Origin of the sequence: Streptomyces corallincola (assembly GCF_019104725.1) — a bacterium.
GTDB lineage: Bacteria > Actinomycetota > Actinomycetes > Streptomycetales > Streptomycetaceae > Streptomyces > Streptomyces corallincola.
In genome coordinates, this window is record NZ_JAHRXF010000015.1 from 28,818 (window position 1) to 51,463 (window position 22,646).

Annotated in this window: 18 protein-coding genes; 12 read left to right on the forward strand and 6 right to left on the reverse strand. The window is 73.2% G+C overall.

Annotated elements, in window-relative coordinates:
* Positions 1 to 24: 24 nt before the first annotated feature.
* Positions 25 to 5,898 (reverse strand): type I polyketide synthase, encoded by a 5,874-nt coding sequence (locus KUM39_RS12630; RefSeq protein ID WP_217785668.1) that lies wholly within the window; start codon positions 5,896 to 5,898, stop codon positions 25 to 27.
* A gap of 11 nt (positions 5,899 to 5,909) precedes the next feature.
* Entirely contained in the window at positions 5,910 to 6,209 is a 300-nt protein-coding gene (locus KUM39_RS12635; RefSeq protein WP_217785669.1) for an acyl carrier protein, read from the reverse strand.
* A gap of 218 nt (positions 6,210 to 6,427) precedes the next feature.
* Here KUM39_RS12635 and KUM39_RS12640 point away from each other — a divergent pair, with 218 nt between their 5' ends.
* The 12 genes from KUM39_RS12640 (at position 6,428) to serS (ending at position 18,580) form a co-directional block, all read left to right on the forward strand.
* Positions 6,428 to 8,059: an aldehyde dehydrogenase family protein gene (locus tag KUM39_RS12640; protein ID WP_217785670.1), complete on the forward strand. Its 1,632-nt coding sequence runs from the start codon at positions 6,428 to 6,430 to the stop codon at positions 8,057 to 8,059.
* Between the two features lie 59 nt (positions 8,060 to 8,118).
* Positions 8,119 to 9,261: an acyl-CoA dehydrogenase family protein gene (locus tag KUM39_RS12645; protein WP_217785671.1), complete on the forward strand. Its 1,143-nt coding sequence runs from the start codon at positions 8,119 to 8,121 to the stop codon at positions 9,259 to 9,261.
* A gap of 34 nt (positions 9,262 to 9,295) precedes the next feature.
* Positions 9,296 to 10,591 (forward strand): aspartate aminotransferase family protein, encoded by a 1,296-nt coding sequence (locus tag KUM39_RS12650; protein WP_217785672.1) that lies wholly within the window; start codon positions 9,296 to 9,298, stop codon positions 10,589 to 10,591.
* A gap of 6 nt (positions 10,592 to 10,597) precedes the next feature.
* Positions 10,598 to 11,080 carry a type II toxin-antitoxin system RatA family toxin gene (locus KUM39_RS12655; protein WP_217785673.1) on the forward strand — a complete coding sequence of 161 codons (483 nt, stop codon included), beginning with the start codon at positions 10,598 to 10,600 and terminating at the stop codon, positions 11,078 to 11,080.
* Positions 11,081 to 11,109: 29 nt separating this feature from the next.
* The gene (locus KUM39_RS12660; RefSeq protein WP_217785674.1) at positions 11,110 to 11,661 is read left to right on the forward strand and encodes a hypothetical protein; all 552 of its coding nucleotides are present in this window, start codon (positions 11,110 to 11,112) and stop codon (positions 11,659 to 11,661) included.
* Positions 11,658 to 12,203 (forward strand): flavin reductase family protein, encoded by a 546-nt coding sequence (locus KUM39_RS12665; protein ID WP_217785675.1) that lies wholly within the window; start codon positions 11,658 to 11,660, stop codon positions 12,201 to 12,203. Before KUM39_RS12660 ends, KUM39_RS12665 begins: the two co-directional genes overlap by 4 nt.
* The gene (locus tag KUM39_RS12670) at positions 12,200 to 13,180 is read left to right on the forward strand and encodes a ferritin family protein (protein WP_217785676.1); all 981 of its coding nucleotides are present in this window, start codon (positions 12,200 to 12,202) and stop codon (positions 13,178 to 13,180) included. Before KUM39_RS12665 ends, KUM39_RS12670 begins: the two co-directional genes overlap by 4 nt.
* Complete coding sequence (locus KUM39_RS12675) at positions 13,177 to 14,184, forward strand: beta-ketoacyl-ACP synthase III (RefSeq protein ID WP_217785677.1); 1,008 nt, start codon at positions 13,177 to 13,179, stop codon at positions 14,182 to 14,184. The genes KUM39_RS12670 and KUM39_RS12675 overlap by 4 nt, the downstream gene beginning before the upstream one ends.
* A gap of 69 nt (positions 14,185 to 14,253) precedes the next feature.
* A complete protein-coding gene (locus tag KUM39_RS12680; RefSeq protein WP_129306015.1) occupies positions 14,254 to 14,484 on the forward strand; it encodes a phosphopantetheine-binding protein in 231 nt (76 codons plus the stop codon).
* Positions 14,484 to 15,704, forward strand: a complete 1,221-nt coding sequence (locus KUM39_RS12685) for a beta-ketoacyl-[acyl-carrier-protein] synthase family protein (protein WP_217785678.1) — start codon at positions 14,484 to 14,486, stop codon at positions 15,702 to 15,704. The genes KUM39_RS12680 and KUM39_RS12685 overlap by 1 nt, the downstream gene beginning before the upstream one ends.
* A gap of 124 nt (positions 15,705 to 15,828) precedes the next feature.
* Positions 15,829 to 17,310 (forward strand): APC family permease, encoded by a 1,482-nt coding sequence (locus KUM39_RS12690; RefSeq protein WP_217785679.1) that lies wholly within the window; start codon positions 15,829 to 15,831, stop codon positions 17,308 to 17,310.
* The gene (gene serS, locus KUM39_RS12695) at positions 17,303 to 18,580 is read left to right on the forward strand and encodes a serine--tRNA ligase (RefSeq protein ID WP_217785680.1); all 1,278 of its coding nucleotides are present in this window, start codon (positions 17,303 to 17,305) and stop codon (positions 18,578 to 18,580) included. The genes KUM39_RS12690 and serS overlap by 8 nt, the downstream gene beginning before the upstream one ends.
* 77 nt (positions 18,581 to 18,657) lie before the next feature.
* Here the strand turns inward: serS and fabI are convergent, their stop codons facing one another.
* The 4 genes from fabI to KUM39_RS12715 all read right to left on the reverse strand — a co-directional run bounded on the left by fabI (position 18,658) and on the right by KUM39_RS12715 (position 22,432).
* On the reverse strand, positions 18,658 to 19,425 hold the full coding sequence (gene fabI / locus KUM39_RS12700; protein ID WP_217785681.1) for an enoyl-ACP reductase FabI: 768 nt from the start codon (positions 19,423 to 19,425) through the stop codon (positions 18,658 to 18,660).
* The gene (fdxA, locus tag KUM39_RS12705; RefSeq protein ID WP_217785682.1) at positions 19,422 to 19,751 is read right to left on the reverse strand and encodes a ferredoxin; all 330 of its coding nucleotides are present in this window, start codon (positions 19,749 to 19,751) and stop codon (positions 19,422 to 19,424) included. Before fdxA ends, fabI begins: the two co-directional genes overlap by 4 nt.
* A gap of 28 nt (positions 19,752 to 19,779) precedes the next feature.
* Complete coding sequence (locus tag KUM39_RS12710; protein WP_217785683.1) at positions 19,780 to 21,147, reverse strand: MFS transporter; 1,368 nt, start codon at positions 21,145 to 21,147, stop codon at positions 19,780 to 19,782.
* Positions 21,148 to 21,316: 169 nt separating this feature from the next.
* Entirely contained in the window at positions 21,317 to 22,432 is a 1,116-nt protein-coding gene (locus tag KUM39_RS12715) for a fatty acid desaturase family protein (RefSeq protein WP_217785684.1), read from the reverse strand.
* Between the last annotated feature and the right edge of the window lie 214 nt (positions 22,433 to 22,646).

A 22,646-nucleotide genomic window follows, 5' to 3' on the forward strand; every position in this document is an offset into this window, starting at 1 on the left:
GGTGTCCTCGCCCCCGGCGATCCGTCAGCAGGGGCCCAGCCGTTCGCCGAGGAAACCGGCGAGCCGTCGTACCGTCGGGTGGTCGTGGGTGAGCGAGGCCGGGAGGGGCAGCCGGAACGCCTGCTCCAGACCGGACTTGACCTGCTGGGCCATGAGCGAGTCCAGGCCCAGCGACACGAACTCGGTATGCGGGTCGAGTTCGTCGCCCTCCTCCAGGTGGAGCACGGCGGCGACCCGGTCACGGACCACGGCGGTGACGGCGGCGGCCCGTTCCGCGGGCGGCAGCGCGGTGAGCGCGGCGAGGTCGAGCCCGCCGTCGTCCTCGGGTGCCTGCCGGGCGAGTCGGTCGAGGAAGAGGTCCCCGGTGACCCGTCCGGCCATGTAGCGGTCCCAGTCGAAGTCACCGACGACGCGCTGCCCGCCGGACCGGTCCCAGAGGGCGGCCAGGGTGTTCAGCGCGCGGGTGGGCGAGAACAGGTGGACGCCGCCGCGTTCCAGTTCCCCGATCAGTACGTCGTCCATCCGGGCGGACATGCCGACCCGCGACCAGGAGCTCCAGTTCAGGGCGAGTCCGGGCAGACCCCGGCGGGCCCGCCAGTCGGCGAGGCCGTCGAGCGCGGCGTTGCCCGCCGCGTAGTGCCCCTGGGCGACGAAGCCGCCGAGCACCGAGGAGACGGAGGAGTAGACGACGAAGAACTCCAGGTCGGGGAAGGCGTGTTCGGTGGCCTCGTGGAGCAGCCAGCCGCCGTACGCCTTGGCCGCGAGCTGGCCCTCGATGTCCTCCCAGGTCAGCTCGGAGATCAGCCGGTCCTCGTACGAGCCGCCCGCCGCGTGCACGATGCCGCCGAGCGGACGCGGGCCGTCCTGGAGGTGCCGGACGAGCCGGGCCACGTCCTCGGGGCTGCCGAGGTCGGCGCGGACGATGTCGGTCTCCGTGGTGGTGGAGAGTTCCGTGAGCAGGTCGGCGGCCTCGGGTGCGGGCCTGCCGCTCCGGCTGACCAGGGTGAGGTGGCGGGCGCCGAGCCCGGCCAGCTTGCGGGCGGTGGCCAGGCCGAGACCGCCGAGACCGCCGGTGACGAGGTAGGTGCGGTCGGGGCGGAGCCGGTCCGGGGTCCGGTCGGCCGGGGCCGGGCGGGCGGCGGCGGGGTCGTCGGGCAGTGCCACCCAGGCGGGTACGGCGGGCCCGGTCAGTGTGGTGCGCAGCGCCTCGCCGGTCTCGTCCAGCGCGAAGTGCCGTGCGCCGTCGCCCGGTTCGGGCAGCGGAGCGTGCACTACGGAGGCGGCCGGGACGGTGAGTGTGGAGCGGAACGTGCCGTCGTGCCGGACCAGGACCTCGTCGCCGGGGGCGAACCCGGTGCCGGGGGCGGCGGTGAGGACCGTGCCGTGGGCGCTGCGGCCGAGGAGGGGCGGGAGTTCGTCGTCGGCGGACCCGCGGGGGGCGGTGCCGTCGGGGGCGTACGGCTCCCGTTCGGGGGCGCCGGAGGCGGCGGGCCGCCCCGGCGATCCAACCCCTGCCGATGCCGGTGCCGCCGAGTCCGCCCCGGCCGACTCCGCGGACTCCGCCCGCTCCGACTCCGCCCGCTCGGCGCGTGAGGTGTCCAGTGCCTCCCGCGCGTCCTCGGCGGTGAGTCCGACGAGCCGGACCCGGACCCGGACCTCGCCGGTACCGGGGGCGTGGGTCTCGGCGGGGGCGAGGGCCAGGTCGGACAGGTCGCCGGACTCGGCGGCGCGCAGCTCGAACTCGCCGGTCCAGGGCAGCGGTTCGTCCCCGGCGAGCAGTCGTCGCACATAGCGGCGGCCGGGCCGGTGGGCGATCTGGAACTCCCCGGCCGGTGCGGTGCGCCACTCGTCGGGCAGCGGGGTCAGCTCGCTGCCCGGCGCGAGGTCGAGCAGCGTGGCCCGGATCTGCGGGTACTCGGTGAGCAGCACCCGGCCGAAGCCCCACAGGGTGGCGGCGGCGAGATGCCCGCCGTCGCCCGCCGGGTCGCCGGGCAGCGCCTGCGCGCCCTGGGTGACCAGCCACAGCCGGGGCGGCACGGACAGCCCGGCGGCGTCCAACGCGCCGACCACGGCAAGGATTTCGCGGTAGTTCTGCTCGCACTCGGCACGCAGCCGGTCCACGGACATGGGGTCGGTGCCGGTCCGCCAGATCCGGCACACATCGGTGACGGTCGGGTCGGCCAGGGCGTCCTTCAGTCCGGCGGGGTCGGCGAGCCAGGTGACCTTCAGGCCCGGCTCGCCCGCGAGTGCGGCGGCGCGGGCCGGGGTGCGGTCCAGCAGGACGACGTGCCGGGCCGGGCCGGGGTTCCCGGTGGCGGGCAGGGCGCGGCGGACCCACTCGGGCCGGTGCAGGAAGCGGCGGCGCCCGGTGCGGTTGTCGGGGCGGGTCAGGCGCACCCCGAGGAGTTCGGCGACCGGGTCGCCGTTCTCCAGCAGCAGCACGTCCGCGAGGCGCCGGTCCTGTTCCTCGCGCACCCGGGCGAGGACGCGCAGCCGCTCGCCGCGCGGCTTGCGGAAGTGCCGTACGGACGCGACGGCGCGGGGGACGAACACCGGGCCCTCGGGGTCGAGGACGACCAGGGCCTGGGCGGCGGCCTCCAGCAGGTCGGCGGGCACGTGCTCGACGGCGGAGGCGTCCCGGCCGGTCAGCTCGCCGGTGACGAGGCCGCCGTCGTGCCGGGCGACGCCGCGCAGCAGCCGCATCCGGTCGCCCTGCGGGCGGCCCACGGAGGCGAGGTCGGTGTAGATGTCCCGGTCGTCGATGTGCTGCTCGCCGGACGGGAGTTGGGCATCCAGTTCGAGCAACTCCGGTGCGGGTACCGCCGGTTCACCGTCGGAGGCGACGCGGGCGGTGGCGTGGATGTTCTCCTCGCCGCCGACGACCGTGAACACCTGGACCTCGGCGCCGCCGTCGGGACGGGGACGCCAGCGGCTGGTCAGCACGGTCACCGTCTCGGGGGCAAGCTCCAGCGGGGCGTGCAGCTCCAGGTCCCGTACGGCGGAACGGGTGTGGCCGCGCACCGCGTCCTGGAGGGCGAACAGCAGGTCCACGAAGGCACCGGCGGGCAGGACGGTACGGCCGCCCTCGGTGAGGTCGGCGAGCGCGCCCAGTTCCTCGGGGGTGAACTCCGCGGTGAACTCCCTTACCCCGCTGGCAAATCGCTCCTCGGCGCCGAGCAGCGGGTGGCGGGCGGCGCCGTTCGCGGCGGTGCGGCGCGGGGTGGCGGTGGGCAGCCAGTACCGCTTGCGCTGGAAGGCGTAGGTGGGCAGGTCCACGCGGGCGGGGACGGGGCGGCCGGCGTGGTAGCCGGTCCAGGAGACGGGGAGCCCGGCGGCGTAGTAGTCCGCGAGGGCGGTGAGGGTGGTGGCCGTGGTGGTGTCGCGGCGGCGCAGGCTGGCCAGCCACAGGTGGTCCTCGACGGTGACGCCGCGCCGGGCGAGCGCGGTGAGTCCGGCCTGCGGGCCGATCTCGATCAGCGCGTGACGGCCGCGCCGGGCGACGGCGCGGATGCCGTCGAGGAAGCGGACGGGCTCCCCGATGTGCCGCACCCAGTAGTCGGGGGTGCCGATCTCCCGGAAGCGGGCGAGGCGACCGGTGACGTTGGAGACCAGGCCGATCGTCGGCTCGCGGAAGGTGATGCCGTCGAGGGCGGCCCGGAACGCGTCGTACACCTCGGCCATCAGCGGGGAGTGGAAGGCGTGCGAGACCGTGAGCCGGTCCACCCGCACCCCGCGTTCGGTGAGGATGCCCACGACCTCGTCCAGGGCGGCGGTGGCGCCGGACACCACGGTCTGGTCGGGGGCGTTGATCCCGGCGACGGCGAGGTCGGCGCGGCCCTCCAGCAGCGGGGCGACCTCCTCGACGGGCGCGGCGACGGCGGCCATGCCGCCCTCGGCGCGGACCGCCTGCATCAGCCGGGCGCGGGCGGCGACCAGGGTGACGGCGTCGGGGAGGTCGAACAGGCCCGCGACGGCGGCGGCGACGACCTCGCCGATGCTGTGCCCGATGAGCACGTTGGGGCGTACGCCCCAGGCCAGCCACTGCTGGGCGAGCGCGTACTCCAGGGTGAACAGGGCGGGCTGGGTGAACTCGGTGCGGTCGATGGCTCCGGGGTCGTCGGCGGTGCCGAGCAGCAGCTCGCGCACCGAGCGGCCCAGGTGCGGGGCGAACAGTTCGTCGCAGGCGTCCACCCGGTCCCGGAACACGGGGAGTTCGGCGTAGAGCGCGGCGCCCATTCCGGCGTACTGGGAGCCCTGGCCGGTGAACATGAACGCGGTCTTGCGGATACCGGACGGGCCCTCGTGCTCGGCGCCCGCGGCCCGGTCGAGCAGCCGGGCGAGCGCGGCCCGGTCCGCGACCGGGGCGGCGACGCGGTACGGGTGGTGGGTGCGGGTGGTGTTGGCGCTGTGGGCGACGGCCTCGACGGTCAGCTCGGGGTGCTCGTCGAGCAACGCCCGGTAGGAGGTGGCGAGTTCGGCGAGGGCTGCGGCGTTCTTCGCGGAGAGGGTGAACAGCGGGGCGGCGCCCTTCTCGGTGTGCGCGCCGATGCCGGTGTCCGCGGCGTCGTCGGTGGGCGCCGCCGGGGTCCGGGGTGCCTGTTCGAGGACGACCGCGCCGATGGTCCCGGCGAAGCCGAAGCTGTTGACGACCGCGCGCCGCACCTCCGCCTTCCACGGCTCGGGCTCGGTCGGCACCCGCAGCGGGTAGAGGTCCCAGGGGATGCGCCCGGAGGGGTTCTTCAGGCCGACGTGCGGATAGACGGTCTCCGCGCGGAGCTGGAGCACGGTCTTGATGACGCCGACGATGCCGGAGGCGGGCTCCATGTGCCCGAGGTTGGTCTTGACCGAGCCCACGAGCACCGGGTCGTCCTTGGTGCGGGTGTCCACGAACACGTCCCCGATGGCGCCGAACTCGATGGGGTCGCCCAGCGGGGTGCCGGTGCCGTGCGCCTCGACGTAGCTGATGTCCTCGGGGCCGAGGTGCGCGGCGGCCAGGGCGCTGCGGATGACCTTCTCCTGCGCGGGCCCGTTGGGCACGGTGAGTCCGGCGCTGTCGCCGTCCTGGCCGACGGCGGTGCCGCGCACCAGGGCGAGGACGCGGTCGCCGTCGCGTTCGGCGTCGGAGAGCCGTTTGAGGACGACGACGCCGCAGCCCTCGGCGCGCGCGTAGCCGTCGGCGGCCTCGTCGAAGGTCTTGCAGTGGCCGTCCGGGGCGAGCATCTGGGCGTTGGAGAACATGACCGGGATGCGCGGGTGGTGCAGGGCGTTGACGCCGCCGCACAGCGCGAGGTCGGTCTCGCCGCCGCGCAGCGCCTGCACGGCGAGGTGCAGCGCAACCAGGGACGACGAGCAGGCGGTGTCCACGCTCATGCTCGGGCCGCGCCAGCCGAGGAAGTACGACAGCCGCCCGGAGAGCGGGAACATGGTGATGCCGGAGGCCAGATGGCCGTCCAGCTCCTCGTAGGGCAGCGCGTCCAGCTCCAGGGCGTAGTCGATGGAGCTGGCGCCGATGTAGACGCCGCCGTTGCCGCGCCGCAGCGGGGCCGGGTCGATACCGGCGTGCTCCAGGGCCTGCCAGGCGGTCTCCAGCAGCAGCCGCTGCTGGGGGTCCATGTAACGGGCTTCCTTGGGCGAGATGTTGAAGAATCCGGCGTCGAACAGGTCGATGCGGTCGAGGAACCCGCCACCCGAGGCGATGATCTTGCCCTTGTCGTCGGGGCCTTCGGGGGTGAAGGCGTCCACGTCCCAGCGGTCGCGCGGGATGGGTCCGATCCCGCTGCGTCCCTCCGCGAGGAAGGCGTCGAACTCGTCGGGCGAGCCGCTTCCGCCGGGGAACCGCAGTCCGATTCCGACGATGGCGACCGGCTCGGGGGGCTGTTCCGAGTGGGAGAGCGGCATGGCGGGGCTCCTCAAGCTTCCTGGACGGCCTGGGTCAAGTGGTCCACGAGGTGCGCGATCGTCGGCTCGTTGAAGAGGACGTTCACGTTGATCGACAGGTCCAGGAGCTGTTCCAGGCCCTGCCGTATCTCGGTCAGCCGCAGCGAGGTGAGGCCGAGGTCGAAGTAGCTGACGTCGAGCGGGATGTCGTCGGCGTCGTCGATGAGCAGGACGGTCTGGAAGCGGGCCAGGACGAGGGCCTCGATCTCCTCGGCGCGTTCGCCGCGCGGCAGCTCGCGCAGCCGTTTCAGGGTGCTGTCCACAGGTGGCATGCGGTCATGCAAGCAGCGCCGGCTGACGCACCGCTGACGGCCGGTTCCATGCGGCCGACGGCCGGAAACCGGCGGCCCGGCAGGGGTGGTACCGGGGGTGGGGCGGGTGTGGTGCGGGGTGCCGGACGCGGTCAGTCGGGTGTCAGCGCCGGGTCAGATTCCGCTGCCACGCTCCAACTGCTTCAAGAAATCCACACGCCACACCCGAAAGGCTGACGATGCTTCTCGAAGCCGCGCAGGAGGACGGTGCCGAGGCACCTTCCGCATTCAAGAGCTACGACCTCTACATCGCGGGCAAGGACGTCGCAGGTGACGGGTGGGTCTACACCGTCAGCGGGCGGTCCCTGCTGGAAGACGTGTTCACCAGTGTGAGCCTGAAGCGCTCGCTGGAGCAGGACCCGGAGTCGGAGGCGGCCAAGCACCCCTACGTGGTGGGGCGTTGCGCCATCGCGGACGACTCCGCCATCGACCTGGCCTCGCAGGCCGCCGCCGCCGCGGCCCCCGACTGGGCGGCCGTGCCGCTGGAGCGGCGGATGGAACTGGGCACCCGGTTCCGCGAGGAACTGATCAAGCACCAGGACGAGTTCCTCCGCATGCTGGTAGCGGAGTCCCACCCGGTGAAGCTGGCCCGCTGGGAGCTGAGCTGCCTGCTGCAGATCTACTCCCCCGGCTCCCTCCGCTGGTACGCGAAGCAGATGCGGGTGGAGAAGGAGTACAACGGCCGCAAGCTGATCCTGCACCGCCAGCCGGACGGGGTGGTGGCCTTCAACCCGCCGCAGAACGCGCCCCTGCCGTCGGCGGCGCTGTCCGTGCTGGCGCTGATGGCGGGCAACGCGGTGGTGGTGCGCGCCCCGCGCAGCATCGCGCTGTCCACGATGTGGCTGCTGCGGGAGATCGTCGCCCCGCTGCTGGAGGAGATCGACGCACCCGCCGGGGTCCTCAACGCCGTGTGCTCCAACCCCAAGCAGACGATGGACCGCTGGATCGCGGACCCGCTGATCGACGACATCTTCTACATCGGCGGCAGCCAGGAGGGTCTGCGCTTCGAGCAGAGCTGCGTGGCGCACGGCAAGAAGCCGATCCTCGAACTCGCCGGGAACGACGGCATCGTGGTCTGGAAGGACGCCGACGTGACCTGGGCGGCCGAGGCGATCACCGAGGCGTTCTACGGCTCCGGCCAGATCTGCATGGTGCCCAACTACGTACTGGTGCACCCGGAGTTGGCGGACGCGCTGATCGCGGAGGTCAAGGAGCAGGTCAAGGGCATCCGGCCGGGCCTGCCCGAGGAGGAGGACGTGCTGCTGTCGCCGGTCCGGCGCAGTGAGCGCTTCTTCCGGCTGCTGCGGCAGGCGCTGGACAACGGCGCCGAGCTGGTCACCGGAGGCAACCGCATGGAGGTGGACGGCACGGTCTCCGAGACCGGGGTGTTCCTCCAGCCGACGGTGGTCCGGGTGGACGGCCTGGACCGGGCCCGTACCTACGACGTGGTCCGCGAGGAGACGTTCTTCCCGCTGGTGCCGATCGTGGTGCCCGAACGGGACAACGACGACGCCCTGCTCGAATCGTTCCTGCAGTTCGTGAACAGCAACGACTACGGGCTGCGCAACTCGCTGTGGTCGCGCTCGGACCACATCATCGAGACCTTCGTGCGCCGGGTCGTCAACGGCGGTCTGCTGAAGGTCAACGACTCCCACATCGGCTTCCTGCCGTATCTGCCGAGCCACGGCGGCACCGGCCGCACCGGCGGCGCGTTCGGCGAGGCCAACTACCCGATGCTCAAGACCTCCCACGTGCAGGGGGTCAGCATCGCCCGCGACGTCAGCCCGTACGACGCGGTGTTCGGCGCCTGACCGGTCCGGCGCCCGCACTCCCGGCCCGCCCGCCCCTCTCGAAGTCCCGGAGGTCTCCGTTGCGTTCCCTCGATGCTGCCCGTGCCGTCTGCGAGCGGTTCCACCCCGGTCTGCTCAAGGAGCTGGAGCAGATCCCGTACGCCGAGCGGGAGCGGCCCGGCGGGCCGGTGATCGACCTGTTCCGCATCCACGGCGGGGTCGGCCTGCTCATCCCCGAGTCCTACGGCGGCAACGGCGCCGCCCCGCTGGAGGCGCTGCGGGTGCAGCTCGCGCTCGGCGCGCTGTCGCCGTCGCTGGTCGCGGCGGTCTCCATGCACCACTTCACCGCCGCCATGCTGTACGCGCTGGCGGTCAAGGCCGGACGGCTCACCGCCGAGCAGACGGATCTGCTGCACCGGATCGTCCCCGAGCAGCAGGTGATGGCGTCCGGCTGGGCCGAGGGCCGTACCGCGCAGAACATCCTGAAGCCCGCCGTCACCGCGCGGCCGGTGGAGGGCGGGTTCCTGCTCTCCGGGTCGAAGAAGCCGTGCAGCCTGTCCGGTTCGATGAACCTGCTCACCGCGTCCATAGCGATCCACGGCGAGGACGGCGGCGAACCGGAACTGGCGCTGGCGCTGGTCCCGGCGGACGCGCCCGGCATGAGCGTGCACCCGTTCTGGGGCAACGAGCTGCTGGCCGCGGCCGAGAGCGACGAGGTCCGCCTGGCGGACGTGTTCGTGCCCGCCGGGATGGTCGTGCGGGCCGGTGCGGACGACCCGACCCGGCTGGACGACCTCCAGTCCGCCGGGTTCGTCTGGTTCGAGATGCTGATCTCCGCCGGGTACGCGGGGTCGGCCGCCGCGCTGGTGGAACGGGTGCTGGAGCGGAAGCGGGGCAGCGCCGAGGAGCGGGCCGCGCTCGCCGTGGACATGGAGGCGGTGCTCGCGCTGCTGGAGAACGTGGCCCGCGCGACCGGTCCCGAGCCGGGCGACGAGGAGTCGGTGGCGCGGGTGCTGGTCGCCCGGTACGCAGTGCAGAAGGCGCTGCCGGACCTCACCGCCCGCGCGCTGGAACTGCTCGGCGGGCTGGACTTCATCTCTGGGTCGGCCGCCGCACAGGCCGCCGCCGCGACCCGCGCGCTGGCCTTCCACCCGCCCTCGCGGGCCGCCGCCGCCGACCCGCTGCTCGCGTACCTCGCGGGCGGACCGCTCGTGCTGGCCTGAACCCTCCCCCCACGAAAACGACTTGGAGTCCCACGTGACCGTCATCCAGGACGCACCGGCGGAGCCCGCCGCCGCCGACGCCGAGGCGGAGGTCCTCCGTCTGTACCGGGCGCACCTCAGCAAGGGCCGCGCCACTCTCGCCGAACTGTTCGGCAGCCACATGGAGACCGCCTCCGAGGGCGCGTGGCTCACCACGGCCGACGGCGAGCGGTTCCTCAACGCGGGCGGCTACGGCGTGTTCATCATGGGCGCCCGCCACCCCATCGTGATGGAGGAGGTGGAGCGGCAGCTGCGCACCCACCCCACCGCGACCCGCATCCTGCTGGAGCCGACGGTGGCGTACGCCGCCGAGGCGCTGGTGTCCGTGATGCCGCCCGGTCTGGACCGGGTGCACTTCGCGCTGTCCGGCGCGGAGGCCGTGGAGACCGGGCTGAAGCTGGCCCGCGCGAACGGCTTCAAGCGGACCGTGTCGATGCGCGGCGGCTACCACGGCAAGACGCTGGGCGCGCTCTCCGCGACCGCGAAGGACGTGTACCAGGCGCCGTTCCGCCCGCTGGTCCCCGACTTCCTGCACCTGCCGTTCGGCGACGCCGACGCGCTGGAGGAGGAGCTGCGGGCGCACCCCGGCGAGACCTGCGTGATCCTGGAGCCGGTCCAGGGCGAGGGCGGGGTGATCATCCCGCCCAAGGGCTACCTCAAGCGCGTCGAGGAACTGGTCCGGGAGTACGAGGGGTTCCTCATCCTGGACGAGGTGCAGTCCGGGTTCGGGCGGCTCGGCGAGTGGTGGGGCGCGGACGTCGAGGGCGTCGTGCCGGACGTGCTGCTCACCGGGAAGGCGCTCGGCGGCGGGGTGATGCCGGTGTCGGCGGCCGTCGCCACCCGCAAGGCGTTCCGCCCCTTCGACAAGGACCCCTACGTCCACACCGCGACCTTCTCCGGGCAGCCGGTGCTGATGGCGGCGGTGCGCGGCGCGGTCCGCGCGGTGAAGGAGGAGCGCCTGGTCACCCGTGCGATGGACCTGGGCGCCCGGCTGCTGCCGCGGATCACGGAGGTCGCGCGGCGCAACATCCCCGAACTGGTCGTGGACGTCCGCGGACGCGGCCTGCTGATCGGCGTGGAGCTGGTCGAGGCCGGACTCGCCGGTGAGCTGCTGATCGAACTGTTCAACCACGGCGTGGTCGCCAACCACTCGATGAACGGCAGCTCGGTGGTGCGGTTCACCCCGCCCGCCGTGCTGTCCGACACGGACGCGGACTTCCTCGTGAACTCCTTCGACCTCGCCACCCGCGACCTCGTCCGGGGCGCGGCCAAGATGCCGGAAAGGCGGTAACCGATCGTGCGGCACGTCGAACTGGAAGCCCTGGTACCCGCGGAGCAGGCCGAGCAGGTCCTGCACGCCGTGCGGCGCTGGGAGCGCTATCCCGAACTCGCCCCCCACGTCAACGCGACCACCGTGCACGCCGCGTGGCCCGAACCGAAGGCGTCCTCCAGCTGGGAGCTGCACTTCCGCAGCGGCCTGCTGCGCTGGACCGAGGACGACACGGTGCTGCCGGAGAGCGGTGAGATCCGGTTCGAGCAGTCCGACGGGGACTTCGACTCCTTCACCGGGGTCTGGTCGTTCCGGCAGGACGGCGCGGACGTCGCGGTGCGCTTCGACGCGGACTTCGACTTCGGCATCCCGAGCCTGGAGGGCATCCTCGACCCGATCGCCGAGCGGGTGATCAAGGAGACGGTGGCCTGGGCGCTGACCGGGCTCTACCCCGAGGTGCGCGTCCTGGGCGGCATCGAGCTGACCGAGCCCGCCGTCGCGGGCGCCTGAAGCACCCGGAGAGGCACGGAGCTGAACTCATGGACCAGGCGAACCCCTTCGAGACCCCGCGCACGTACTCGCTGCACCGCGCCGAGTACCTGGTGGGCCTCGCCGTCACCACCGGAATGATCGTCTACCACTTCGGTGACATCCGCTGGCTGCCGGCGATCGGACTCTTCCTCTACATCGACCTGATCGGCTACATCCCCGGCGCCATCGCCTTCAAGCGAAGCGGCGGGCGGCCGATCCCCAAGGCGTACTACGTCCTCTACAACGTGATGCACAGCCTGATCACCCAGGGCGCGGTCGCCGCGCTGTGGTGCTGGCTGGTGAAGCCCGAGTGGGCGCTGCTGGTGCTGCCGTTCCATCTCTTCGGCGACCGGGGCCTGTTCGGGAACTTCATGAAGTCGTTCGCGCTGCCCTTCGAGCCGGTGCGCCAGCCGGGCTATCTGCGGCTGCTGGACGACCTGGGCCTGAAGCACCCCAAGCCGGTGGGCCATGTGATGGACCCGGTGCCGGTCGGGCACGTGCCCGCGCGGGCGGCCGGCCCGGTCGCGGAGCGGGCGAAGGAACCGGAGGCGGTGCGATGACCACCGCCACCGGTGTCCGGCGCCCGGTCCGGCAGGACCCCGACGAGCGCCGCCGCGCCCTCTACCACCTGGCCTCCCCGGTGTCGGTGCTCACCACCGGCCCCGAGGACCGGATGCACGGCACCACCGCCAGCACGGTCACCCTCGTCTCGCGCTCGCCGCTGCTGGTGGGCGTGGTGCTGCGGGCCGGGTCGTCGTTCGCGCGGCTCGCCGCCGCCGAGGGCCGGTACGCGATCAATGTGCTGGGCGCCGAACAGGCCGACGTGGCACGGCGGTTCGCGCACAGCGGGCGCCCGGACGGGAACGCGGCGTTCGACGGGCTGGCCTGGACGTCCGACGGATACGCGCACGCCCCGCTCATCGCGGGCGCCCTCGCCCACTACGTGTGCCGGTTCCACACCGCGCACACCGCGGGCGACAGCGAGCTGCTGCTCGGGTACGTGGTGCGGGCCACCGCCGACCGGGGTCTGCCGCTGTTCAGCTACACCGGCGGGCTGTACGCCGGTTCCCTGCGCCCGGCGAAGGAGGCCGCCGCATCATGACCGCACCCGTGGCACCGGAGGCGGACTGGGAGAAGGCACCCGGTCTGCTGGACGGCGCGAAGGAACTCACCCTCGGCCCCGAGGAGTGCGACCTCGCCTACTGGTTCACCTCGGTGGCCCAGGGCACCCTGCGCGACCGGGGGGCGACCGGCCACCACGCCGACGCGCTCACCCCGGACTTCCTGAAGAACCCCGGCCCGCTGCGCGAGGCGCTGGTGCTGGAGTTCGGCTTCCGCGCGCTGGCCGAGGAACTGGCCACCCGGCTGCTCGGCCACTACGTCTCCCGCGCGCCGGGCATCCCGGAGATGGAGTTCTACGCCACCCAGCTCATCGACGAGGCCCGGCACGCACGGGTGTTCCGCCAGCACCTGGTGGACCTGGGCGTCCCGCAGAAGACGCTCCTCGCGGAGATCGACGCGATGGCCCGCGACTACCGGGCACGCGTACTGGACCCGGTGGTGGACTTCACCCTGGACATCGTCCGCGACCAGGGCGACTTCGCGGGCGGGGTGGCGGTGTTCGCCATCATCATCGAGGGCGTCCTCGCCCCGGCCGCCGAACTGAGCGAGCGCAAGTGGACCCCGCTGTCCCCGGCGACGGGGGAGATCTCGCGCGGCACCGCCATCGACGAGATCCGCCATCTCACCGTGGCCAGCACGATCCTGCGCGACCACGTCCGCGCCCACCCCGAGTACGAGCCCCGGCTGCTGGAGATCCTCCGGTCGGGCGTGCGGCTGTGGGACGAGATCCCGGACCGGGAGTTCGTCATCCACCGCGAGGAGCTGTTCCAGCAGGGCATGCACGCGCACGCCGACCTGATCGGCGACTACGAGGTGTGGCCCGGCGTCAAGCTGCTGGACACCACCGCCGAGCAGCGCTACGACATGGCGGAGCAGTGGACCGACGAGATGGCCGAGGTCCGCATGGCGTACATGGGCCTGCCGCTCGGGGTGCTCTCCTCGGAGGGCGGCGCATGAGCACCGGCCGGGCGGCGGTCGTCACCGGCATCGGGTCGTACGTCCCGCCGAACGTGGTGACCAACGACGACCTGGCCGGGCGGCTGGACACCTCCGACCACTGGATACGCACCCGCACCGGCATCGCCCGGCGCAACGTGGTCTCACCGGGCACCTCCACCGGGGACCTCGCGGTGGAGGCGGGCCTGAGGGCACTGAAGTCGGCGGGCGACGAGCGGGTGGACGCGGTGGTGCTGGCCACTACCACGCCCGACCAGCCGTGCCCGGCGACCGCCCCGCAGGTGGCGACCCGGCTGGGGCTCGGGCAGGTGCCCGCCTTCGACGTGGCGGCGGTCTGCTCGGGGTTCCTGTACGGGCTGGCGTCGGCGGCCGGGCTGATCGCGTCGGGGGTGGCGGAACGGGTGCTGCTGGTGGCGGCCGACGCCTTCACCACCATCATCGACCCGACCGACCGCACCACCGCCGTGATCTTCGCGGACGGCGCGGGCGCGGTGGTGCTGCGGGCCGGGGAGCCGGACGAGCCGGGCGCGGTCGGCCCGCTGGTCCTCGGCAGCGACGGCGAGCTGAGCCATCTCATCGAGGTCCCCGGCGGCGGCTCCCGGCAGCGGTCCTCCGGCCGTCCGGCGGCGCCGGGGGACGAGTTCTTCCACATGCTCGGCCGGGAGACGTACCGGTTCGCGGTCGAGCGGATGACGGCGACCTCCCTGGAGGCCGCCGGGCGGGCCGGGTGGCGGCTGGACGAGGTGGACCGGTTCGCCGCCCACCAGGCCAACGCCCGCATCCTGGACGCCGTCTCGGACCGGCTGGGCATCCCGGCCGACCGGCGGCTGAGCAACATCGAGACGGCCGGGAACACCGGTGCCGCCTCCATCCCGCTGCTGCTCGCCGAGGCCACCGCCGAGGGCAGGCTCGCGGCGGGGCACCGGGTGCTGCTCACCGCGTTCGGCGGCGGGCTGGCCTGGGGCGCCGGAACCCTGGTCTGGCCCGAGCTGCAAACGATCTGACCGACCGTCACCCCTGTTGTAACCCAACTCAGCGGTACGCGCGGCGCGTACACCCCGAAAGGAACCGACATGCTGGAGCAGCTCAAGGAAATCCTGTCCAACAAGCTCAAGGTGTCGCCCGAGTCGATCACCCCGGACGCCACCCGTGAGGACATCGAGCTGGACTCGCTGGCCGTGGTCGAGCTGTCGCTGCTGCTGAAGTCCGAGCTGGACCTGGACATCAGCGACGACGACCTGCTGGAAGCCGAGACCGTGGCCGACATGGTCCGGCTGATGGAGGAGCGGAGCGCGAAGGTCTGATGGCAGCGATGGACATCGCCGTCACCGGACTCGGCCTGGTCACCCCCGGTGGTATCGGGGTCGGGCCGAGCTGGGCGGCGGTCTGCGACGGCAGGCCGGCCGCCGCCCTCGATCCGGACCTGGCGGACAACCCCGTACGGATCTCCTGCCGTGTCCCCGGTTTCGATCCCGAGGCACTGCTCAGCGCACGCCGGGCGCACCGCCTGGACCGGTTCGTGCAGTTCGCGCTGGTCGCCGCGCACGAGGCGGTGGCCGACGCGGGTCTGGACCCCCGGACCTGGGACGGCGCGCGGGTCGGCGTGGTGCTCGGCTGCGCCGACGGTGGCCCGGGCACCGTCGAGAAGGAACACCACGTGCTGCGCGAGCAGGGCGCGGACCGGGTGTCGCCGCTGCTGCTGCCGATGCAGCTGCCGAACATGCTGGCCGGTCAGACGGCCATCGAGTTCGGGGCGACGGGACCGAACCTGGTGGTGGCGACCGCCTGCGCCTCGGGTGCGACCGCCATCGGCACGGCCCGTGACCTGCTGGCGCTCGGCCGGTGCGACATCGTGCTGGCCGGTGGCAGCGAGGCCATGATCACCCCGCTGGTCATGGCCGGGTTCGCGCAGATGGGCGCGCTGTCGAAACGGCACGACGACCCGGCGTCCGCGTCCCGTCCGTTCGACGTGGACCGGGACGGTTTCGTCGCCGGTGAGGGCGCCGGAATCCTCGTGATGGAACGGGTCGCGGACGCCCGGGCCCGCCGGGCGCACGTGCACGCCCGGATCGTCGGGTACGGGGCCACGGCCGACGCCCACCACATGACGTCGCCGCACCCGGACGGCGCCGGTATCGAGGCGGCCGTGCGCGCGGCCCTCGCCGACGCGGGCGCCGACCCGGACGACGTGCAGCACGTCAACGCCCACGGGACCTCGACCCCGCTGAACGACCTCTCCGAGGCCCGGATGATCCGGCGGACCCTGCGCGGGGACCCGCTGGTCACCTCCACGAAGGGAGTCACCGGTCATCTGCTCGGCGCGGCGGGCGCGGTCGAGGCCGCGTTCGCGGTGCTGAGCGTGGAACGCGAAGTGATCCCGCCCGTCGCCAACCTGGTCATGCCCGATCCCCGGATGGAGATCAAGCTGGCCCAGACCCGCACCGAGATGCCCGTGGACCTGGCGCTGAGCAACTCGCTCGGTTTCGGCGGGCAGAACACGGCCCTGGCCATCGCGCCCGCCTGACCCGCTCCGGTCCACCCGCCGGGGTGCACGGACAGCCGCCCGCCGGTCCCAGGCGGGCGGCTGTCGCCGTCTCCCCACCCCCCGGCCGATCCGTCAACTCCCCTTTTCCTCCTTGGAGTTCGTTATGTCCACCCCTGGCTCACCGCCCGCCGCCGGACGGCTCGGCACCGGGCACATCCTCTTCCTGATCGTCGCCGCCGCCGCTCCGCTGTCCGCGATGGTCGGCACGGTGCCGCTGGCGTTCGCCTTCGGCAACGGCGCGGGCGTGCCCGCCGCGTTCCTGTTCGCGGGCGTCACCCTGCTCTGCTTCTCCGCCGGTTACGCGGTCAGCGCCCGCCGCACCGGCGGCTCGGGCGGCTTCTACGCCTCCGTCGCCGACGGCCTCGGGCGTCCGCCCGCGGTCGCGGCCGGGTACGTGGCGCTGCTCTCCTACACCTGCGCGACCATCGGACTGGCCGGTGCGCTCGGCTACTTCACGCATCTGGTGTTCGCCGCGCACGGCATCACGGTCGCCTGGCAGTGGTGCGTGGCCGTCGGCCTGGCGCTCACCGCGGTGCTCGGCTACCGGGAGATCGCGCTCAGCGCACGGGTGCTGGCGCTGCTGATGCTCGGCGAGATCGGGGTGCTGGCCGCGCTGGACGGGGCGATCCTGTTCCGGCACGGCCTGGACGCGCTGCCCGCCGCCTCGTTCACCCCGCACATCGCGACCGGGCACGGCGCCGGGGTCTCGCTGATGTTCGCGTTCGTCTCCTTCATCGGCTTCGAGTCGGCCGCGCTGTACGGCAAGGAGGCGCGCGACCCCCGGCGCAGCGTCCCGCGCGCCACCTACGCGGCCGTCGTGCTGATCGCCGGGTTCTACGCGCTGACCAGCTGGCTCGCGGTCGGCGCGGTCGGCACCGGCCGGGTCCGGGAGGTCGCGGGCAAGCAGATGGGCGACCTGTTCTTCACCCTGGGCGACGACTTCCTCGGTACGGCGGGCAGCACCGGGCTCCAAGTGCTGCTCTGCACCAGCCTGTTCGCGGCGACGCTGGCCCTGCACAGCGCGGCCGGCCGGTACGCGCAGGTGCTCGCCGAGGACGGGCTGCTCCCGGCGGGGCTGGCGGCCGGGCACCCCCGGCACGGCTCCCCGCACCGGGCGAGCCTGGCGCTGAGCGCGGTCACCGTCGTGGTGGTCGCCGGGTTCGCGCTGGCCGGGCTGGACCCGTACGCCGATCTCACCACCAGCATGCTGGGCCTGGGCACGCTGGGCATCGTCGCGCTCCAGGCGCTGGCCGCGCTGTCGGTGCTGGGCCTGCGGCTGCGCGCCGGGTCCGGGCACTGGTGGCGGGAGACGCTGGCGCCGCTGCTGGGCTTCGCGGGGCTGGCCGCCTCGGTGTGGCTGGTGGTCGGCAACTTCGACATGCTCACCGGCTCGCCGTCGCGGGTGATCGCCCTGCTGCCCTGGCTGATCGTCGTCGTCGCGCTCGGCGGGCTGCTGTACGCCGTCCGGCTGCGCGCCGTACGCCCCCTGCGGTACCGCCTGCTCGGCACCCGCCACCTCGTCCCCGCCGGGCCGGAGCCCGTCCCGGCCGCACCCGCCGCCCTGTCAGGAGAGTCCCGTGCATGACCCGAATGAGCTGATCGCGGCCGGTGACGAGGCCGTACGCCGTCTCGCGCGCCGTCGGCACACCCTCGACCTGGCCGCCGTGGACACCGCGCTGCGTGCCCGCTCGGCGTCCCAGGGCGAGGTGACCCGGCTGCGCACCGAGCTGAACCGCACCGCGAAGATCCGCCGTTCCGGGCCGCCCACCGAGGCGGAGAAGGAGGCGGCCCGCGCGCTGCGCGCCGAGGTGCAGCGGGCCGAGTCCGCCGCGCGGACGGCCTCCGCCGAGCTGACCGAGCTGCTGCTGGGCATCCCCAACCTGCCGCTGGACGCGGTGCCGGACGGCGACTCGGAGAAGGAGGCGGTGGAGGTACGGCGCGGTGGCCCCGAGCCCCGCCCGGCCGAGGGCGCCCGGCACCACGCCGACCTCGGTGAGTCGCTCGGCATCCTCGACGCCCCGGCCGCGGCCCGGCTGTCCGGCGCCCGGTTCGGCCTGTCGCGCGGCGCGGGGGCCCGGCTGGAGCGGGCCCTCGGTGACTTCTTCCTCGACCTGCACACCCGCGAGCACGGCTACACCGAGCACGCGGTGCCGTTCCTGGTCGGCCGGGACACCATGACCGGCACCGGGCAGCTCCCCAAGTTCGAGGAGGACCTGTTCCGCACCCAGGTGGGCGACCGGGAGCTGTTCCTCATCCCGACCGCCGAGGTACCGCTGACCAACCTGGTGGCCGGACGGCTCCTGGACGCCCGCGAGCTGCCGTACGCCTTCACCGCGCGCACCCCCTGCTTCCGCGCGGAGGCGGGCGCCTACGGCCGGGACACCCGGGGTGTGCTGCGGCTGCACCAGTTCGAGAAGGTGGAGCTGGTCCGGATCTGCGCGCCCGAACAGGCGCAGGAACAGCTGGAGTTGATGGTGTCGCAGGCCGAGGAGTGCCTGCGCCGCCTGGAGCTGTCGTTCCGCACGGTGCTGCTGCCCGCCGGGGACATGGGCTTCTCGGCGCGGATGACGTACGACATCGAGGTGTGGCTGCCGGGCGGCGGGGCGTTCCGGGAGATCTCCTCGGTGTCCGACTGCGGCACCTTCCAGGCCCGCCGGGCGGACATCCGGGTGAAGGGCGCCGACGGCCGCAAGACGCCCGCGGCGACCCTCAACGGCTCGGCGCTGCCCATCGGGCGGACGGTGGCCGCGCTGCTGGAGCAGGGCGCCCAGGACGACGGTTCGGTGCTGCTGCCCGAGGCGCTGGTCCCGTACACCGGGTTCCGGCGCATCCTGCCGGGCGGTGCCACCGCGTAGCGCGCGGGCAACGGGAAGGGGCGGGAGCTTCACGGCTCCCGCCCCTTCCCGTTGCCCGTGGCGCCGGGGCCCGCGGGTCAGGCGCCCATCATGTGCACCCCGCCGTCCACGTGGACGATCTCGCCGGTGGTGCGCGGGAAGAAGTCGGACAGCAGGGCGACGACCGCGCGGGCCGCCGGGTCCGGATCGGTCAGGTCCCACCCGGCCGGGGCGCGGCCGGTCTCCCACACCTCGGCGAGCTGGGCGAAGCCGGGGATGGACTTCGCGGCGACCGAGCGGAGCGGCCCGGCGGCGACGAGGTTGGAGCGGATGCCGCGCGGCCCGAGGTCACGGGCGAGATAACGGCTGGTGGACTCCAGCGCGGCCTTGGCGACGCCCATCCAGTCGTAGTGCGGCCAGGCCACGGCCGCGTCGAAGGTCAGCCCGACGACCGAACCGCCGCGCGGCTGAAGCAGCGGCAGGCAGGCGGTGGTGAGGGACTTCAGGGAGTACGCGGAGACCCGCACCGCGGTGGAGACGTCCTCCCAGGCGCCGTTGAGGAAGTCGAAGGCGCCCTCGGGCCCGTACGCCACGGAGTGCACGATCCCGTCGAGCGAGTCGGCGTACGCCCCGATCCGCTCCGCGAGGGTGTCCAGGTGCCCCTGGTCGGTGACGTCCAGCTCGATCACCGGGGCCGGTTTGGGCAGCCGGGCGGCGAACCGCTCGACGAGGGAGAGCCGTCCGAACCCGGTGAGCAGCACCTCGGCGCCCTCCTCCTGGGCGATCCGGGCGACGTGGAAGGCGATGGAGGCGTCGGTGACGACGCCGGTGACCAGAACGCGCTTGCCCGCGAGAATCCCGCTCATACGGCCCGCACCCCCTGGGGCGCGGCGGCGACCAGCGGGGAGTCGTGGTCCTGCGGGCCGACCGCTCCGGCACCGCCGGGCGTGCCGAGGGCGGCGAAGAACACGGCGTTGGAGTCGGCGTGACCGGCACCCCACTCGGCGGGGAGGTCGTCGGCGTAGTAGATGGCGTCCACCGGGCAGACCGGTTCGCAGGCGCCGCAGTCCACGCATTCGTCCGGATGGATGTAGAGGGCGCGGCGGCCCTCGTAGATGCAGTCCACGGGGCATTCCGCGACGCAGGAGCGGTCCTTGACGTCGGTGCAGGGCGGGCCGATGACGTAGGCCATCGTCAACTCCTCGGGTGGATGGGGGGTTTCACTGGACCGGGGCGCCGGTGGTGCGTTCGCCGAGGAACAGCACGGTCGCGGCGAGCACGGCCATCGCGGCGGCGATCACCCCGAACAGCGCGCCGGGGCCATGCGCCTCCAGGACGGGCAGCAGGACGAACGGCAGCGCGGCGGCGCTGAGTTTGGACAGCGAGTAGGCGGCGCCGGAGGCGGTGGCCCGGATCGCGGTGGGGTACTGCTCGGACAGGTAGACGTGCGAGACGCTGGAGAAGACGTTGCTGAACAGGGTGTAGGCGAAGCCGCAGGCGACGATGAGGGCCGCCGACTCCGCGTAGGCGAAGCCGAGTCCGGCGACGACCATCGCGGCGGAGGACAGCGCGACCAGCGTGCGTCTCTCCATCCGGTCCACGACGGGCAGCACCAGCGCGGAGCCGACCGGGTAGCCGAGGAAGGACAGCGCGGTGAAGCCGAGTCCGGCGACGATGCCGTACCCCTTGGCGGCGACGATCTGCGGGGCGAGGGTGCCGAAGCCGTAGTAGCCGACGACCGACAGCACGCAGAACAGCCAGAGCACCAGGGTGCGGCGGAGCAGCGCGGGCGCGAACACGTCCTTCAGGCGGCTGTGCGCGGGGGCGGCGGCCGGAGCGGCGGCGGGCGGGTCGAGCGGCAGCCCGCGCACCGCGGCCTCCGCCTCCATACGGGAGACGATCCGCTCGGCCTCCTCGGTGCGGCCGGTCGCGGCGAGCCAGCGCGGGGACTCCACGAGCTGCCGCCGCAGCACCCACACCACGGCGGAGCCGAGCGCGCCCAGCACGAACAGCCAGCGCCACCCGGCCACCCCGAGCGGGGTCAGCGGTACGAGCCACAGCGCGGCGAACCCGACGGCGGGCACCCCGCAGAAGGCGAGGGTGTACGCCCAGGCGATGAACCGGCCCCGCTTGCGCGCGGGCAGCACATCGGCCAGGTAGCAGTCGGAGAGGGCCTGTTCGGCGCCGATGCCGACGCCCGCGAGGAACCGGGTGACGATCAGCCAGGTGGCGTTCGGGGAGAACGCGCCGAGCAGTGAGAACACCGAGTAGATGGCGAGGTTGATCAGGAAGGCCCGGCGGCGGCCGAACCGGTCCGCGATCCGGCCGAGCGTCAGGGAGCCGATGAACTGGCCGACGAACACGGAGGCGAGGACGAGTTTCAGCGAGGTCGCGCCGAACGCGAAGTCGCTCTGGAGCACTTTGCCGATGGTGCCCGACAGGTTGTTCTCGAAGGTGTCGAAGAACAGGCCGATGCCGATCACGGCGGTGAGTCTGCGGTGCAGCGGGGTGATCGGCAGCCGGTCGAGACGGGCTCCGATCGGCGCGGGAGCGGTGACACCGCCCGCCGCTGCGGTGGTCTGGGACATGGGGCGGGCTCCTCTTCAGGACACTTCAGGGCATGTTCGGGGGTGCGCCGCGCGGGGCGGGCAGGGAGACGCCCGGACCGCGGGCGGGTCCGGGCGTGCGGCCCGGAGGCCCGGTGTGGGGGATGTGGGGGGGGGTGGGGAGTGCGTGGGGGGGGGACGGCGGGGGTGGTCAGGCGGCGGCTTCCGTCTCCCGGCGCCGCAGCTGCTCCTCGACGTCACCGCGCCGCACCGGCGCGCTGACCTCGTGCAGATAGGAGGCGACCTCGCGGTACGACGCCCAGAACCCGACCTCGTGGTACGGCACGCCGCGTTCGGCGCAGTAGGTCATGGTGAGTTCGCGGGCGCGGCCCAGGTTCTTCTGCGGCATGGCCGGGAACAGGTGGTGCTCCACCTGGTAGTTGAGGCCGCCGTAGAGGAAGTCGATCAGCAGGCTGGGGCGGATGTTGCGGGAGGTGAGGACCTGGCGCTCCAGCCAGTCGAGGGTCTCCTCGTCGCCGTCGCGGACCTCCATGCCCTTGTGGTTGGGGGCGAAGATCATGCCGAAGTAGACGCCGAGGGCCGCGTGCTGGACCAGGACGAAGGCGACGGCGAGCACCGGGGAGAGGAAGGTGAAGACGAGACCGAGGTAGACGGCGGCGCGCAGCACGATCAGGAAGGTCTCCAGCGCGGGCCGCTTGGTCTTGCCCTGCGCGATGGACAGCGCGGCGGTGCGCAGCATCTTGAAGCCTTCGAGGACCAGCAGCACGAAGAACAGCGTGGACTGGTAGCGGACCACGAACTTCTGGGTGCCCTTGCGGGTCGGGTACTGCTTGAGGTCGAAGATGGCGGTGCGGCGGCCGATGTCCGGGTCCATGTCAAGGTGGTTGGGGTTGCTGTGGTGCCGGTTGTGGTGGTTGACCCACCAGCCGTAGCTGACCCCGTTGACGAGGTTGGCGTGCACGTACCCGACCGCCGAGGCGGCCTTCTTGCTGCGGAACATGGCCTTGTGCCCGGCGTCGTGCCACATGAACGCCGACTGGCCGCCGCACAGGCCCATCCACAGCGCGGTCAGCAGCTGCCACCAGGAGTCGCCCAGGGTGAAGAAGGCGGCGAACCCGATGAGCAGCAGGGCGGTGTTGAGGGCGAGGCGGCCCACGTAGTAGCGGGGGTCGAGGTCGAGCAGCCCTTCGGCCTTGACCCGCTTGAGCAGTTCGGCGAAGGTCGCCGAGGCACCGGTGCGCGGTCCGGCCGCGCCGCCGCCGGCGGCGGCCTGCGCCAGGGCCTGTTGAGTGTGCGGACGCTGCATGTGTCGCTCTCCTTGGCAGAAGTGCCCGGATCGGGCGGCGGCGCCGCTGCCCCGCGGCCTGCGGGCGCCGCGATTCGGCAGGGCTCCGGCAGGCGGTCGCCGTCGCGGGGGGCGGCACCCCGGCGGGGTCGTCCGGTGGGGCGGACGGCGCCCGTGGGGTGCCGGTGCCCGCCCGGCGGGACCAGGGGGACGGGGGCACAGTGCGGTGCTCCCG

Bases quoted from the DNA above. Each gene is read 5' to 3' on its own strand.
- KUM39_RS12715 (WP_217785684.1), bottom strand. From the start codon at position 22,432: ATGCAGCGTCCGCACACTCAACAGGCCCTGGCGCAGGCCGCCGCCGGC.
- KUM39_RS12685 (WP_217785678.1), top strand. From the start codon at position 14,484: ATGGCAGCGATGGACATCGCCGTCACCGGACTCGGCCTGGTCACCCCC.
- KUM39_RS12640 (WP_217785670.1), top strand. From the start codon at position 6,428: ATGCTTCTCGAAGCCGCGCAGGAGGACGGTGCCGAGGCACCTTCCGCA.
- KUM39_RS12680 (WP_129306015.1), top strand. From the start codon at position 14,254: ATGCTGGAGCAGCTCAAGGAAATCCTGTCCAACAAGCTCAAGGTGTCG.
- KUM39_RS12670 (WP_217785676.1), top strand. From the start codon at position 12,200: ATGACCGCACCCGTGGCACCGGAGGCGGACTGGGAGAAGGCACCCGGT.
- fdxA (WP_217785682.1), bottom strand. From the start codon at position 19,751: ATGGCCTACGTCATCGGCCCGCCCTGCACCGACGTCAAGGACCGCTCC.
- fabI (WP_217785681.1), bottom strand. From the start codon at position 19,425: ATGAGCGGGATTCTCGCGGGCAAGCGCGTTCTGGTCACCGGCGTCGTC.
- KUM39_RS12690 (WP_217785679.1), top strand. From the start codon at position 15,829: ATGTCCACCCCTGGCTCACCGCCCGCCGCCGGACGGCTCGGCACCGGG.
- KUM39_RS12630 (WP_217785668.1), bottom strand. From the start codon at position 5,898: ATGCCGCTCTCCCACTCGGAACAGCCCCCCGAGCCGGTCGCCATCGTC.
- KUM39_RS12665 (WP_217785675.1), top strand. From the start codon at position 11,658: ATGACCACCGCCACCGGTGTCCGGCGCCCGGTCCGGCAGGACCCCGAC.
- KUM39_RS12660 (WP_217785674.1), top strand. From the start codon at position 11,110: ATGGACCAGGCGAACCCCTTCGAGACCCCGCGCACGTACTCGCTGCAC.
- KUM39_RS12710 (WP_217785683.1), bottom strand. From the start codon at position 21,147: ATGTCCCAGACCACCGCAGCGGCGGGCGGTGTCACCGCTCCCGCGCCG.
- KUM39_RS12635 (WP_217785669.1), bottom strand. From the start codon at position 6,209: ATGCCACCTGTGGACAGCACCCTGAAACGGCTGCGCGAGCTGCCGCGC.
- KUM39_RS12675 (WP_217785677.1), top strand. From the start codon at position 13,177: ATGAGCACCGGCCGGGCGGCGGTCGTCACCGGCATCGGGTCGTACGTC.